Origin of the sequence: Actinoplanes sp. NPDC049118 (assembly GCF_040648555.1) — a bacterium.
Taxonomy (GTDB): Bacteria; Actinomycetota; Actinomycetes; order Mycobacteriales; family Micromonosporaceae; genus Actinoplanes.
The window spans coordinates 1-13,609 of record NZ_JBEZDY010000040.1 but is presented as its reverse complement, the minus strand read 5'-3'; the positions used below and the strand labels follow the sequence as shown (position 1 = coordinate 13,609).

14 protein-coding genes are annotated in these 13,609 nt (G+C 67.8%); 9 read left to right on the top strand and 5 right to left on the bottom strand.

Annotation, left to right across the window (positions count from 1 at the left end; translation table 11 throughout):
• The first annotated feature begins 120 nt into the window (after nucleotides 1-120).
• The 3 genes from AB0B58_RS39055 to AB0B58_RS39045 all read left to right on the top strand — a co-directional run bounded on the left by AB0B58_RS39055 (nucleotide 121) and on the right by AB0B58_RS39045 (nucleotide 2,110).
• Nucleotides 121-654 (top strand): hypothetical protein, encoded by a 534-nt coding sequence (locus tag AB0B58_RS39055; RefSeq protein ID WP_360235230.1) that lies wholly within the window; start codon nucleotides 121-123, stop codon nucleotides 652-654.
• A complete protein-coding gene (locus tag AB0B58_RS39050) occupies nucleotides 651-1,253 on the top strand; it encodes an AAA family ATPase (protein ID WP_360235227.1) in 603 nt (200 codons plus the stop codon). Before AB0B58_RS39055 ends, AB0B58_RS39050 begins: the two co-directional genes overlap by 4 nt.
• Before the next feature lie 242 nt (nucleotides 1,254-1,495).
• Entirely contained in the window at nucleotides 1,496-2,110 is a 615-nt protein-coding gene (locus tag AB0B58_RS39045) for a hypothetical protein (protein ID WP_360235224.1), read from the top strand.
• A 68-nt stretch (nucleotides 2,111-2,178) separates the two neighbouring features.
• Here AB0B58_RS39045 and AB0B58_RS39040 read toward each other — a convergent pair whose 3' ends face one another.
• Complete coding sequence (locus AB0B58_RS39040) at nucleotides 2,179-3,816, bottom strand: PAS domain S-box protein (RefSeq protein WP_360235221.1); 1,638 nt, start codon at nucleotides 3,814-3,816, stop codon at nucleotides 2,179-2,181.
• A gap of 270 nt (nucleotides 3,817-4,086) precedes the next feature.
• Nucleotides 4,087-4,764, bottom strand: coding sequence for a LysE family translocator (locus AB0B58_RS39035; protein WP_360235218.1), 678 nt, complete (start codon nucleotides 4,762-4,764; stop codon nucleotides 4,087-4,089).
• Between the two features lie 21 nt (nucleotides 4,765-4,785).
• Between AB0B58_RS39035 and AB0B58_RS39030 the strand changes: the two genes are divergently transcribed.
• The 4 genes from AB0B58_RS39030 (at nucleotide 4,786) to AB0B58_RS39015 (ending at nucleotide 8,280) form a co-directional block, all read left to right on the top strand.
• Nucleotides 4,786-5,691 (top strand): LysR substrate-binding domain-containing protein, encoded by a 906-nt coding sequence (locus tag AB0B58_RS39030; protein WP_360235215.1) that lies wholly within the window; start codon nucleotides 4,786-4,788, stop codon nucleotides 5,689-5,691.
• An 892-nt stretch (nucleotides 5,692-6,583) separates the two neighbouring features.
• On the top strand, nucleotides 6,584-7,051 hold the full coding sequence (locus AB0B58_RS39025; RefSeq protein ID WP_360235212.1) for a DUF4262 domain-containing protein: 468 nt from the start codon (nucleotides 6,584-6,586) through the stop codon (nucleotides 7,049-7,051).
• A 236-nt stretch (nucleotides 7,052-7,287) separates the two neighbouring features.
• The gene (locus AB0B58_RS39020; RefSeq protein WP_360235210.1) at nucleotides 7,288-7,902 is read left to right on the top strand and encodes a TetR/AcrR family transcriptional regulator; all 615 of its coding nucleotides are present in this window, start codon (nucleotides 7,288-7,290) and stop codon (nucleotides 7,900-7,902) included.
• A gap of 3 nt (nucleotides 7,903-7,905) precedes the next feature.
• Entirely contained in the window at nucleotides 7,906-8,280 is a 375-nt protein-coding gene (locus tag AB0B58_RS39015) for a nuclear transport factor 2 family protein (RefSeq protein ID WP_360235207.1), read from the top strand.
• Nucleotides 8,281-8,548: 268 nt separating this feature from the next.
• Here AB0B58_RS39015 and AB0B58_RS39010 read toward each other — a convergent pair whose 3' ends face one another.
• A complete protein-coding gene (locus AB0B58_RS39010) occupies nucleotides 8,549-9,337 on the bottom strand; it encodes a hypothetical protein (RefSeq protein WP_360235204.1) in 789 nt (262 codons plus the stop codon).
• A gap of 199 nt (nucleotides 9,338-9,536) precedes the next feature.
• Between AB0B58_RS39010 and AB0B58_RS39005 the strand changes: the two genes are divergently transcribed.
• Both AB0B58_RS39005 and AB0B58_RS39000 read left to right on the top strand, forming a co-directional pair.
• Nucleotides 9,537-9,887 carry a DUF6416 domain-containing protein gene (locus AB0B58_RS39005; protein ID WP_360235201.1) on the top strand — a complete coding sequence of 117 codons (351 nt, stop codon included), beginning with the start codon at nucleotides 9,537-9,539 and terminating at the stop codon, nucleotides 9,885-9,887.
• A gap of 390 nt (nucleotides 9,888-10,277) precedes the next feature.
• The gene (locus tag AB0B58_RS39000; RefSeq protein WP_360235198.1) at nucleotides 10,278-11,162 is read left to right on the top strand and encodes an SDR family NAD(P)-dependent oxidoreductase; all 885 of its coding nucleotides are present in this window, start codon (nucleotides 10,278-10,280) and stop codon (nucleotides 11,160-11,162) included.
• Between the two features lie 70 nt (nucleotides 11,163-11,232).
• On the opposite strand, the gene AB0B58_RS38995 is transcribed toward AB0B58_RS39000, so the two are convergent.
• Nucleotides 11,233-11,769, bottom strand: a complete 537-nt coding sequence (locus tag AB0B58_RS38995) for a hypothetical protein (RefSeq protein WP_360235195.1) — start codon at nucleotides 11,767-11,769, stop codon at nucleotides 11,233-11,235.
• Between the two features lie 348 nt (nucleotides 11,770-12,117).
• Complete coding sequence (locus AB0B58_RS38990; protein WP_360235192.1) at nucleotides 12,118-12,276, bottom strand: hypothetical protein; 159 nt, start codon at nucleotides 12,274-12,276, stop codon at nucleotides 12,118-12,120.
• Nucleotides 12,277-13,609: the final 1,333 nt, after the last annotated feature.

Below are 13,609 nucleotides of genomic sequence, written 5' to 3'. Positions count from 1 at the left end.
TCGCGAACCGAACACGCCAACCCCGCGGTTGCGTTGTGGCCGGATCCAGCATCCGATCACAGCGACACAGCGGTCGCACACCGCCTCATCCGCCGAGCGGGGTCATGCGACGATCGGGCGATGACGGATGCGAGGCACGACGCGGATCCGGCCGACGACCGTCGGAACGGGTTCGGGCCGATGCGGCGCACCCTGACCACCGCCGTCCGGGCGCTTGTCGGTGGGGGCAGCGTCATTCTCGGCCTGTACCTGGGCGGCATGAACGCCACCGCGTACGAGGCGGACTGGAACGTCTCGGTGTTCTCCGCAGTGGCGATCATCGGCGGGATAGTCATGATCGCGCAGGCGCGGCAACGGCCACGGACAAGCCGGGCAGCCTGGATCGCCGGTACGGCGGTCGGCGCCGCCGGGCTGCTGGCCGGCGTGGCGACCCCGATACAGCAGACCTGTTGCGACGCCGTCTGGATCGTCAGCCTGGGACTCCCGCTGCCGTGGACCACCGGTCACGGCGACACCTGGTCGCAGGCGGTCGGCGAGGCCTGGCGCGGCACCCGGGACCCGGCATCCGCGATCTTGGACGCGATGTTCTGGGTATACGCAGGCATGATCGTCGCTGCCGTGATCGGCCTGTTCCGCCAGGCGAAGCGAACTTGATCGAGTCGATGCGGCGCAGAACGAGGACGGCATGCAACAACGGAATCGTCTTGCTCTCCGGCCCTCCGTGCTCGGGAAAGACCACGGCTGGGGCGGCTCTGGCCGAGAAGCGAACCTCCTCGGGTAACGGTCGGATCCATCTCGAGGTCGACACCCTGTTCGGCCTTCTGTTCCCAGAATCCGATCGAAATCGTGAAGACCGAATGCATGCGTACGACGCTGCGCACCTCCTCGCCCGCATGTTCGTCGATCGCGGCGAGACCGTGGTCCTCGAGTGCACCTACGCTCGCCGCGGCCAGCGAACCAGTCTCCTCAAAGCGTTGACCGACTCCTCCGCGCCGCTCTGGGTGGTCGAGTTCTTCGTGACTCCCGACGAGGCCGTGAGCCGATTCCGGGAGCGTCACCAGGCCACGGATCTCGACGAAGCACTCGTCCGCGAGCGCGCCGAGGAGTTCCCGTACTCCGACGAGGCTCTCCGCCTGGATTCGTCCGCGGGGACGCCGGAGGAACAGGCACAGAGCATCATCACGTGGCTGCAACAAGGTCCACCACCGGTGGACCGGGAGGCGTGGACTCGGACCGGAAGGGGCTGGAGCTGAGGCTCCGGACCGAGCGTGGCGCCTCACAGGTGGTCCGGCGCACGCAGGGGTGCCGGTTTGCCGCGGACGGGTCCGGTTGAGCCCGGCCGCATCAGCGCTGCCGCCGACGACCGGCCAAAGCACCGGCCCGGGTCAGCGAGATCGCGTCAATCGGGCACTTCGCCCCGATTTCCGGGGCAGCGCCCGCCGTACCCGGCGATTAGCATTCGGGTCTCCTTGAATCACTCCGCAAAGGAGACCGCATGACCCTGCTCCGCCGTGTCCTCGTGCCGATCGGTGCCGCTCTCGTCACGGCAGCCCTTGCCACACCCGCGACGGCTGCGCCGGCCTCAACGCTTTTCGAGAGCGCGCACGTCGGCTTCGACGACCCGAACACCGGCCGGACCCTGACCGTCGACCTCGACCGCATCGACGGGGTGGCCCAACTGGACGTCGAATACTGGTCCCGCTCCTGCACCGAATCCGGCGGTCTGGAGACTTGCGAGACGATCTTCCGGAACGCGTACGACCAGACGCCGTCACGGGTCAGGATGTCGCTGCAGGGCGCCTCGGCCACCGGCGTGGTGACCTACTCGCAGACCGTGCGGACGTGCACGTACGGGCCGGTCAACGAAGAGGGCGAACGCCCGGAGTCGTGCACGGACGCCCCGGCGACCGAGGGTACGACCAGCGTGAAGATCACCTGGACCGGGACCGGCGAGGTGGTGAAGGAACGCTGGAGTGACGAGGAGGGCGCCCGCTACGTCACGCGGCGGCGGACTGCCACCGTGGTGGCCACTGCGTTCGGCGAGTCGTTCCCGGTCGAGCAGTCGCTGATCACGTCGCTGGGCCGCACCCGGAAATACGCGGCGGCCTGACCGGCTCTGCCGGTGCCTCCGTCAGGGGGCACCGGGCTCGGCCGGGGAGTTCCGGGTGAGGGGCGGCGCTAGTAGCGGAACTTGTGTCGAGCGCTGCGCCGGTTCACACGAGCCGGCAACTCGTCCAGGTTGTCGCCATGGGGCAGCCGCTCGGTCGGCTCATGGCCCCGGGTAAAATTTCGCATCGTCACCACAAAGCCTTGGACCAAGCGGTCCTCGCGCAGGTCGCGGTATGTGGCTTCGACCAACGCCTGGCTGTCGTCCGCTCGCAGTAGCGAGCAGTACACCACACCGTCGCCAGAGCTGCGGAAAACCTGACGCATCTGGTTGCGATCGTCCGGATGCACCAGATCGTCGAGTGTGGCCAGCGGCGGAAGGTCGTCGACGCCGAGCAGCTCTCGCAGTGAAGGACTGGCGTATCGGATGCGCTGGTCCTCGTCGATCACCACCATGATATCCGCGCTGTTCCGGATCACCGCGCGCAGATAGAGGTCACTGTCGCGGCGGCCGACCGCCTCCACCAAGGAGATGCGATCCAGCGCGAGCGCCGCCTGACCGGCCAGCACCTCGAGGGTGTCGCGAGTGGCGGTAAGGGTGTCCCGGCGACCCGCCAGGATCAGGGCGCCGCCGCTGGGCCGGGCGACGGCGAGCGGCTCCAGCCAGAGCGGACAGACCAGCGTGGCGTGGTCGTGGTCGGCATCCTCGATCCACCAGCTGCGGGGCGGTGGACCAGCATCGACGCCGGGCACCGCCTCGAGCGTGAGTTGACTGTCGTCGGTGGCAAAGTCGATGCTACGGACAGCGTCCGGTGGCATGAGCTGGACGACCGCGGCCCGGACGGCCTCGCCCACGGACGCTGTGTCGGCGGCGGCGACCAGCGCGGCGCTCGCCTGCCGCAACCCGCGCTCACGCGTCAAGGCCCGGCGGTTCAGGGTCATCGAGTCGGTCAGTCGCGTGATGGTCAGGAGAAGTGTGATCGCTCCGGTCACGGCGATCACCACGCCATCGCCAACTGCGCCGTGGGCCGCCTCGATCAGCAGAACGACCGGCGGGGTGGCGACGGAGACGCCCAGCAGTGCCGCCCAGCGCCTGCGCCACGGGCTCGGACGCGGCGTCGCCGGCTCGGTGAGCCTCACCATCGACGGGTGCAGCGCGGCGGCGCCCCAGGCCAGGTAGAGCACCACGAACCCGGACTCGCTCAGCCTGCCCGGCCACAGCGGCTGCACGATGTCACTGACCAGGACACCCACGGCACCGATGACCAGCAGCATGGCCGTGAGGTTCCGGCCCACGGCGACCAGCAGGCGGGTGACAACCGCGAGGAGCAGCAGGGCTCCGATGACGTACGCCCCGGAGATGTTTCCGATCCGGCCCGCATCGCCGATGACGAACACCCAGACCACCAGCAGCGTCGAGCACGCGAGTGCGAGCAGGTCGATGAGCCGTGCCCGGTCGACGAGCGTTGCACCGACGCGGGTCAGTTGCAGCAGGCCACAGGCGACCAACACGAACATGGCGTAGAAGCAGACATCGGCCACCCCTGGCCGGTTCAACGCGGTCAGCACATCGCCGGCGGCGCTCGCCACAATGGCGCAGGCGAGCAGCAGCCAGGGTCCGACCCGGGCAGGTCGGTGACGACGGACCCCGTAGACGATGGCGGCCGCGCTACAGATTCCCAGCACAGCCCATTCAATGGCCCTCAGCACGCCCAACTAGTACCAGCGGCGTCGCTGTGTGTCTATGCCGGTATGTACGTAGCGCTACCAGTGCGCCATTGACGGCTGGGGTTAGCTTCTACTGTCTCCACCACGCGGTTCGTGCCTTCGCGCACTGCCAACCATGTGGACCATACTTGGCAGAACAAGAACCGAATACCCGCAGCTCAGGGGCCTATCTTTCTGCCTGCTCGATGCCGATCCGGATGCATTCATGCCATGGCCGACCGGTGACGACGAGAGAACCGAGGCGCCGGCCGCCTACGGCTCCACTGCGAGCCGGAGGCCTAGTGCGATGAGGATGCTGCCGGTGGCGGTGTCGGCGCAGCGCCGCAGGGTATGGCGGTGCCGCAGCCAGGTCCCGATTCGGCCGGCGAAGACGCCTACCCCGCCGTCGATCAGGAACTCCAGGAGAATCAGGATCATGCCGAGCACGGCGAACTGCGCCCACACCGAGCCCAGGGCCGGATCGACGAACTGAGGCAGGAACGCCACCGAGAAGGCGATCATCTTAGGGTTGGACAAGTTGGTCAAAAACCCGGTGAGGTACGCACGACGACCGGAGATCGGCGCGCCGTCGCCGGCGGCCGCTACGAGATCGCCGCGCTGCCGGATCATCTGGATGCCCAGGTAGGCCAGGTAGACAGCACCGGCGATACGCAGCGCGGTGAACGCCTCGGGCACCGCGGTGAACAACGCGCTGAGCCCGGCGGCAGCGACGATGACGTGGATGGCTTCGCTGGTGGCGATTCCGGCTGTGGCGAGAAGCCCGGCGCGGGGACCGCCGCGCATCACGGAGCTCAGCACGAACAGCATGTCCGGGCCGGGTGCGACCGTCGCGACGATCGTGGTGACGGTGAATGCGGCGAGCAGATGCGGATCCAGAGGCACCCGGTCAGGCTGGCATGGCAGCAAGCCTCGATCAATCCATGCTCGCATCGCTCAGCGTAAGTTGTGCTTATGCTCGATGCCCACCGTCTGACCCTGTTGCGGGATGTCGCGGCCACCGGAACCATCGCCGGCGCAGCCGCCCGGGCCGGTTGCACCGCCGCAGCCGCCTCGCAGCAACTGTCCGCTCTGGAACGCTACGTCGGCACCCCGCTGCTGGAACGATCCGCACGCAGTGTCCGGCTGACCGAAGCCGGCCGTGTTCTCGCCGAGCACGCCGAATCGGTGCTGACCTCACTTGCCGAGGCGGAGCGCGCGGTGAGAGACGTGGCAGGGCTACGCGGCGGCACGGTACGGGTAGCCGCGTTCGCCACCGCCGCGACGAGCTTCGTCATCCCGGCACTGACGGGGTTCCGGCGTCGGTATCCCGACGTCGAGCTGTACTTCACCGAGTTGGAATCCGACGAGGCGCTGCCCCGGGTCCGCGCCGGCGAGATCGATCTGGCCGTCACCCACGAGTACACGCCGCTGTCCCGGCCGAACCTGCGAGGGCTCTCCCAGCGGCCGCTCTACCGCGAGCCTCTGCTACTCGCCGTACCCCGGCGCCTGCTGCCCGCCGAGTCCGGACCAGTGTCTTTGGCCGACTTCGCGGACACCGGCTGGGTGGCAGCGCTGACCAGCACTGGCTTCCAAGCGGCCACCGAGATGGCGTGCCGGGCAGCCGGGTTCGAGCCGCAGATCAGCGTCCGCGTGCACAGTTACCAGATGGTGCTCGCCATGGTCGCCGCCGGGTTCGGGGTGTCGCTCGTACCGCAGCTCGCCGCCACCAGCCAACGCGGTCTCGGGTACCTGCCGGTCGGCCAGCCGGCCGGGCTGGCCCGGCAGATTCACGCCACTACCCGAGTGGGCGGCCGGTCTGCCGCCGTCGAGCATCTACTGCGCTGCATCACCGAGGTGCTGGCCCGGAAGACGGGCTGAACAACCGGTTCCGAGGCGTCCGACATGATTCGCGTCGCGGCCGGCGCCGCCCTTCGCGGAGGCTCCATCGGCGTGAGGCATTCTCGTGGCCCCTCGGCCAGCCACGTTCGCCTTCTTCGGCCTTGAAGGCGCGGAAACCTCGGCGGCGATAGTTGGCCAGGGCGTTCGGGTGGTCCAGTGAAGAGGTGTGCAACCAGATCCGTTCCGCTGCCGGAGCCAGGTCCCAGGCTTGTCGAACACCCAACGTCAACGCGTATCCGCCAGGCCCCGTTGTTCCTGTTCAGGGGCCATCTGTCACCGTCGTGGCGGTTCGTTTCCGCGCCGCACCGGCAAGTTTGTGAGAACCCCCCGCGCCGCAGTTACCCTGCGTTACCCGTAAGCGCGCAACGCCTCGGGCCGGGGTCGGTGGTCGTCAGGCGACCGAGCGCGGCCAGCGTCGGCTGGCCCGCGCTTTGTCGGCGGCATGAGCGTGCATTCTTGACTCTCGCCGTCGCCCGTGGCTGGCCCCGCTTGATCAGGGTCTTGCCTGGCCAACGGCCTGGGCGATGGCGAGGGTGTGCTGGTATTCACGCCAGTGGGCCAGTCTGCCGCCCCGGGTCCGCAGCACACCGATGAACGGTGCCGAAGCGGTGCGATCCTGAAAGCAGTGGATGCCCGATCGGAGGAGCTTCCAGACTTTTCATCGATCTACGACCCGAGGACCCGGCCGGTGACCGACGCACCCGCATCGGCTGCTCTGGCGCCGGCTACGTGCCGGATGCCATGGCGGAAGCCGGGCGGGGCAGTCAGGTGTGGGCGTTCTGCTTTGGGTATGCAGGGTTAGGGTTTGGAAGGGCACTCCAGCCTCGACCACGATGCGTGGTCAACAGCGACCGGGCGGAAGGTAAGCCTGATGACGGCCGGACAGCAGGACACCGGGCTTCGCCAGATCCGCGAGACCATTGAGCGTTCTGGCGTGCACCTGGAGTTCGTGCCCCAGCCGAATCCCTTGGAAACGTGCTGGTACACGATCGGTCTGACCGACCACGATCACCCTGAGCTGATCTTGTTCGGACTACCGCCGGACATTTCGCGGCCCGTCCTGCATGCCGTTGCCGGCGACGTTGTCGCAGGCCGACGGACGTGCGTCGCGGGACAACACGCAGACGACATTCTCGAGGGACACCAGGTCCTGTTCGTTGCGGTGACCGAGCCGGAACGCCACCTGCCCGTTGCCGCGCAGTTCTATGCCGGCACGGCTGCTGCCGCCGTAGCGGCGCTGCAGATCGTGTGGCCGGACCGGTACCAGCGTTGGCCCTGGCAGCCCGGCACGCGCGTGGACGACATGCCGGTCCTGGGCCGGCATGTCTCATCCCGCTGACGGGACGTATTCCGGGTAGGTCGGCGCGGCTGAACGTGACCGCTCACGTCCGGCCAGCGCGAATGGTCGGCGGCAGATTCGGATGCGCGGTGGCGGTCTGGGCCAACACATGGGGTTCAAGCCGCCATTTCGTGCGCAGCCGTGGACCTTGCCGCATCTGGCTCGCTCGGGGTGGTTGACGACGGCAGACCCACCAGCTACCTTTGTTGAGCGATCATTCAACAAAGGTGGTGAGCGTGGGCCGTCGACCGACGTGGAACGAGCCGGAACTACTGCGGACGGTGATGGCCGTGTTTCGCCGCAAGGGCTTCGCGCACACCTCGGTGCAGGACTTGCAGGAGGCGACCGGCCTGCATCCGGGCAGTCTGTACAAGGCGTACGGCAGCAAGGAGGGACTGTTCACCGCGGCGCTGGCCGCATACAACGAACAGGTGGCCGCCCGCCGGGTGCAGTTCCATCTCGATGAAACCGACCCGCCACTGCGTGGCCTGCACACGTTCTTCGCCTCGACCTTCAGCGACAGCGACAGTGAAGAAGCCAACCCGGGCTGCCTGCTCACCAACACCGCCATCGAGGCGCCCATGCTGCCCGGCATCGGCCGGGACGGGGTAGCTGCCGGCCTGGAGCTGATCGAGACCGGATTCCGGCGAATGCTCGAGCGCGCCGTCGCCACCGGCGACCTTGCCCCGACCGCCCCAACCGACCAGCTCGCCGCAGAATTGCTGGCCCTCTATCAGGGGGTACTGGTGCTAGTACGGTTCGGCACCCCCACCGTCAAGCTCGCCGACATCGTCGCCAACGCCCTCCCGGCCATCGTCGGCCCCACCCCCCGAGGACAAGGAGCACCCTGACCAATGCGCACCGATATCTGGCACGCCTACGCCGCCGCCTGGTCGGCCCCCGCCGAGCAGCGTCATACCCTGCTCGACCGCCACGTCTGCCCGCAGGTGTCCTACCGCGACCCGGTCACCGAGGTGCGTGGCCGCGACGCGCTGGCCGACTACATGCACGCCTTCCAGCAGGGCTTCCCAGGACATCGGTTCGCCATCGTCACGGTCGACACCCACCACGACCGGTCCCTGGCCCACTGGCAGCTGCGCGACGCCGACGACACCCCGATCCAGGCCGGCATCAGCCACGCCATCCATGACATCACGCACCGCCTCGCCGACATCACCGGCTTCTTCCCGGCCCCAGCCCAGCCGACGGGCGAGGTCAACGCCGGATGACCGCCGCCGACCCAGATCATTTTCGCCCAGGATAGACCAGCTAAACGACCTGTCGCCGCGGCAAGACTACATAGGCTGATCGATGCGAACATCCACAGACGTCGCTCGATAGCCGGCCATCAGGCGCACCGACCACGCCCAACCCTGACGCACACGAAGGCAAACCATGTGCGCCAGGATCATCGTCGATCTAGCCGAATCGCGCACTCACATCGGCTATGACAGTGAGATGGTGTGTTGTGTGTGAAGTCGCGGCTACAAGGAGCTTTCAGATCGGCGGCGTTTTCGCCGCTGGGTCGGCCAAGCCGATGAGGCGGCGGAACTCGTTGTATTCCTCGTGCGGGAACGAATAGCAGAGGTTGCGCTGCGAATAGTGGGGATACTCACCACCGAGCATCCAACCCGATCCGTCCCACACCCATCGGTAGTCGCGGTCCGGCGGCCCGCACAGCAGCCGGCGGGCCATCGCCTTCGCCTTCTTGCCACGGAATACGCCGAGCTGTTCCAGCTCGTGGGCGAGCATCTCGCGGCGCGGTTTCACCAGGTGCCGCTCGTCCGCGCTGTGGCCGACGAAGCGGGACAGCAGCAGCATCGCCAGTTCCGGCGTGGTCTGCTGGATGTCCGGCGCGGCCCGCATGGTCGCCACGACAGCCTCCAGTTCCTCCCACCGAAGGCAGAACGGCTGGGCGTGCATGAGATCCCAGTGCCCGAGTCGGTGCTCGCTGTCGGCGTGGTGGTTCCCCTCCTCGATCTTCGAGTCGGTTCCCTCTGGCAGCCACACGTCGGCCAGGCTCAGCACGTGGGTGTCGTCGCCGAGGCTCCACAGCTGCAGTTTGAGCGACAGGAACCAGCTTGGCCCGATCGGAAAGTGCACCTCCGGCTCACCGAGTGTGTCCTCAGTGAGTTCGATGGCCTTCGCCTTCAGTTCGTCCTCGGCGCCGTCGAGCACGTAGCACCGCCAGAAATCGGGCAGCGTGGCCGCTTCGGCCAGGCATTCGTTGTGGCTTGGTGACATGCGGCGGTTCCCCTTCGGTTGGTCCGGCCGATTATCGATCACGAATTCCGGCAGTGTCCACGGGCCGGCCTTGGAAGTCGCTCGCACCGCAGCCGTCTGCCCAAGGCATGGAACTGGGCGTCTGGCGACGTCTTGGTCCGGACAGCGCGACGGCGTCCCTGCCGGAGGGTGACCCGCTGTGGCGTCAGCATTCCGGCGGGTCCGGGCATGACGATGCCCCGGAGTGGAGCCTTCACGATGCTTGCACGCAGCGGAGGCCTTCTACGCGCAGGTCGCGGGCGGCGCTGAGATCATCGTGGATCTGTTGATCGATCACCCTGGCCGGCGGCTCAGCGTTGCCGAGATCAGCACGTCGAGCGGGAACGCCTTGGCCGGTGCGCATGCCATCGCCGGGTCTCTTCAGCCGCTGGAGCGGCTGCGTGTGGCGTCGGGACGTCGTTACCCGCTCTACTGGTGGAGCGCGGGACCCGGGCGAACGCGGTATGCGGTGAAGCCGTCCGTGGCGGAACTGTTCCGTCAGGCTCGCATCACCCTGTCCGAGGCGGAGCAGACGCGGTGGAGACTGGGGGACGCGGTACCGACCGCAGGATGAGGGCATCACGGTAAGTCCACCCGCGCCGGGCGTCTCGGCCGATCCCGACAGCTTCGGTCACGGCCTGCGGGCTCATCGGCGGCCGCAGAACCGGCTCGCCCAACTGGTCACGACAGCCGTACCCCAGTTCGCCAGCGATGCTGGCGTCGATATCGCCGACGATGTGTACCACGGCCACGGTCGCCGTGGTCCGCACTGTGACCCGGCTGAGCGCCTCGGCGCAGGCGGCGGACCGGATCGCGCCGTGCCGGCCGCCGGCGCGGCGGTGCAGCGTAGGCAGCGGAGCGCACCCTGGCGTCATTGAGGGACACGTCCACCGGGCGTTGCGGCTGCTGGACCCGCGTATCACCTGACGGTTTGATCCGCTGAGGGGCGGGTACACCGCTGGTCGTGCCAGCCGCAACGGTCGTGGTCACCGGTGCCTCCAGTGGCGTCGGGCGGGCCACCGCGCTGGCATTCGCCCGCACCGGTGCTCGGCTGGTCGTGGCCGCCCGCTCCGAGGTGGCACTGGGCACCGTCGCCGACGAATGCCGGGACTTGGGCGCACCGGTACTGGCGGTGGTCGCCGACGTCACACGGCCGGAGGCGGTCGCGGCGGTGGCGGCGGAGGCGGTCACCGCGTTCGGCGTCCTCGACGTGTGGGTGCACACCGCGGCCGTCATGGCGTTCGGCCGGTTCGAGGACGTTCCCGCCGAGGTGTTCGACCAGGTTGTGACCACTGATCTGCTCGGCTCGGCGACCGTGGCCCGGGTCGCGCTGGCCCGGTTCCGAGCGCAGGGCAGCGGGGTGCTGATCTACGGGGGGTCGTTGCTGGGGACGGTCGTCACGCCGTACACCAGCGCTTATGTGGTCAGCAAGTGGGGCCTGCGCGCGCTGGTACGAGGGCTGCGACAGGAGACCCGGGATGCCGCAGGCATCCACGTCTGCCTGGTGGCACCCGGTGCCGTGGACACCCCGATCTACCGCAACGCCGCCAACTTTGCCGGCCGCTTCGGGCAACCTCCGCCGCCGGTGGACCGCCCAGAGAAGGTCGCCGCGGCAATCTTGCGCTGCGCCCGCCGGCCGCGCGGCACGGTGACCGTCGGCGCCGCGAACTGGTTCATAAGGTTCGGGTTCGTGGCGACGCCGGGGCTGTACGACGCCCTGGTTGGACCGCTGATGCGCATCGCCGGGCTGTCCCGGGAGAGGGTAGCCCCGCATTGCGGCAACGTCTTCGCACCACTGCCGCCGTTGGCCGAAGCGTGCCGGCGTGCGTCGAAGGCGACTCGACGCTGACGTGGCAACGGCTTCGGGTGTTCACCCACGCCTCGACGGGCTGATCCATGAAACTGCGTGGTGGCCGGAATCAATACGGGTTGGTGCCCCAGAAGGTCCCGCTGGCGCCCGTGTTGTCCGTGATCGTCACGACGACCTGTTGCGGCGCCGTGTAGCCCGTCACCCGGCTATAGGCAGGATTGGAGTTTGTGGAGGTGCCCGGCTCGCTCCAACGCAGCCCATCGTCGGGGGTGTTGTACAGCATCTGTACCCGGGTGTTCCGGCAGCCGGACACCGGCGAGGCAGTGGCGGTGGTCTTGGCCACGAGCCGGGAAAGGCCCCATTTGTAGCTGAGCCGGCCGGTGCACGCGCCGAGCGTGTACCGCACCGTTTGCCCGGGATACAGCGGTGTCTGCCCGAAGTAGCCCGAGGTGACCGGCGGCGGTGAGGGGACGGCGAGCGCCGGGCTGCCGAAGACGACGGTCGCGCCCCCGGCCAGAACGGCCAGGAACGTGCCGAAAAGGCGTGTGGATCGTGAGTGCATGACTGCCTTCCAGTCGCGGTGGCGGTGATGATCGACAACACCGTAACCGGGGCCGCCAAACGAGCCATAGAAGCTGAGCACCATCAGGCCACCCCGCTGCCCCTTCGGGTCCGGGTGTGAGCAGCCCGGTAAGTTCCGGTAGGAGCCCCAGCTCTGTACTTGAGGTGTTGCCGGGTCAACGGGGCGCGATGACAGAGACGGTCCGGCACCCTCCGCACGGCCCGTTCGCGGTCATCCGGCGTGCCTCGGCTGGATCGCCAGTTCCTCGTCGCTGCCGCGGTCCTAGGTCTGAATCCACACCCTTGAGCGTGGTGCTGCCGCCGCGAATCGGCACCGCCTCACCGCACGGCCTCAGGGCGCTGAAGGCTCGCAAGTACCCTTCGTGGCGACGAACCCGTCGTCGTAGTTCTCTAGCGGCTGCTCACGGTGCACCTACCGCGGAAGGACGCCGCCGTTGCCGGGGCTGACCTGACGGTCGGGCGAGCGGGCCCAGACCTTGCCTCCCTGGCGAAGCATGCTGGCAGCGAACTCTTCGCTGAACATCGCAGCGACCTGCCGGCTCCAGGTGCGCAGATCGGCCGGCTCGAGCATCGCGGACTCCGGTGCCGGCAAGCGATGCGCTTCAAACACGGCATATTGCGTTCCAGCACCGCCCGGAGCAGGCGCGCGAGATCACGTGGCTGCCCATCGTGAACGTCGGTCATCCACACCTCCTCGGAAGCCGGGCAATTCCCGAATCGAGTGACACGCATCGAGCGGATGGACAGATGTCGGGTGGGATAATCACGACATGGCGCGCAGTGCTGGTAAGAAGAAGCACCCCGAGCCGACGACAGCTCGAACGCCCCGATGCTCTGCCGACACGAACCGCGACGGCACCATCCGCGCCGCGAAGATCAACCGTGAACGGCACCATCCGCGCCGCGCGGCTGAACGCCACCGCCGTAGTCACGGCAGCGCTGGTGGCCGGCAGTTGTGGAGTGCTGGGTGTCGGCGTCCAGGGCTACTTCGCCACGGAGCAGGCGAGGATCACGGCGGCGGGTGGCAAGCCGGACGCAACGCGGATACCAGGTTTGATCGAGAGGCCGGGCCAGAGGCCGCTTTGGGTCGGTCGGTACTCGGCGTTCTCGTCGCTGTCCGACGCTGACCGTCCGCCTATCGGAGCTGGGAGCGGTCTTTCCCGCTATCACCGGGTACGACGCCGGCTTTGCAAATGATCTTCGCGGGTACCTCGCCAGCCCTCCGCGAGAGCCGTCGGTCGCGTCCACCCGCCAATCCATGACCTACGGGAAGTAGCCGCAGCATGGGTGCGGTAGTCGTCGAGGGTTTTCGTGATGTGCGGTGGATCGGCGGAGATGCCGACTACTCGGAAGCGGGCCACCTACGGCTGAAAGTCACTGCACGTTGCGCTGCCCCAAACGCACCGAGGCCCACCCCTCTAGGAGACGGATAACGCCTGCGAACCGCAGGTGCCGCATCCGTACAGGGGCGGGCTCGGCTTAAGCTCATCGCGGCAATCCATCTACCACCCCGTCTCACTCCCGGCCGACCCCTGATGGGGTTGTCCTTCACTGTCATCATCGGCCGCAGGCGGCAGGTTCTGAGGAAAACACTTCTGTCTTTCGCTTGGATGTGGCCGGCGCACGAACAAGGTCGGTACCAGTGTGTTCTGGCCGGAGGTCAACGTCTGAGGGCACAGAGCCCTCCGATCGCCGCAGGGCCCAGACCGTCACGCCATCGAGTGCTAGTGGGGCCCCATTTCAAGCCGAGTGGGCCACTGATGACCGTTAGAACCATCCGAACATGGCTTGCCGCTCCTTGCATCGCACCTAAGGGCGTGTCTCATTTGGATGGTCATGGATCTGCGGCATGATCTCTGATTCGTGATCGAAGACATGGTCCGTACCTGGGCGCCGGACGACCT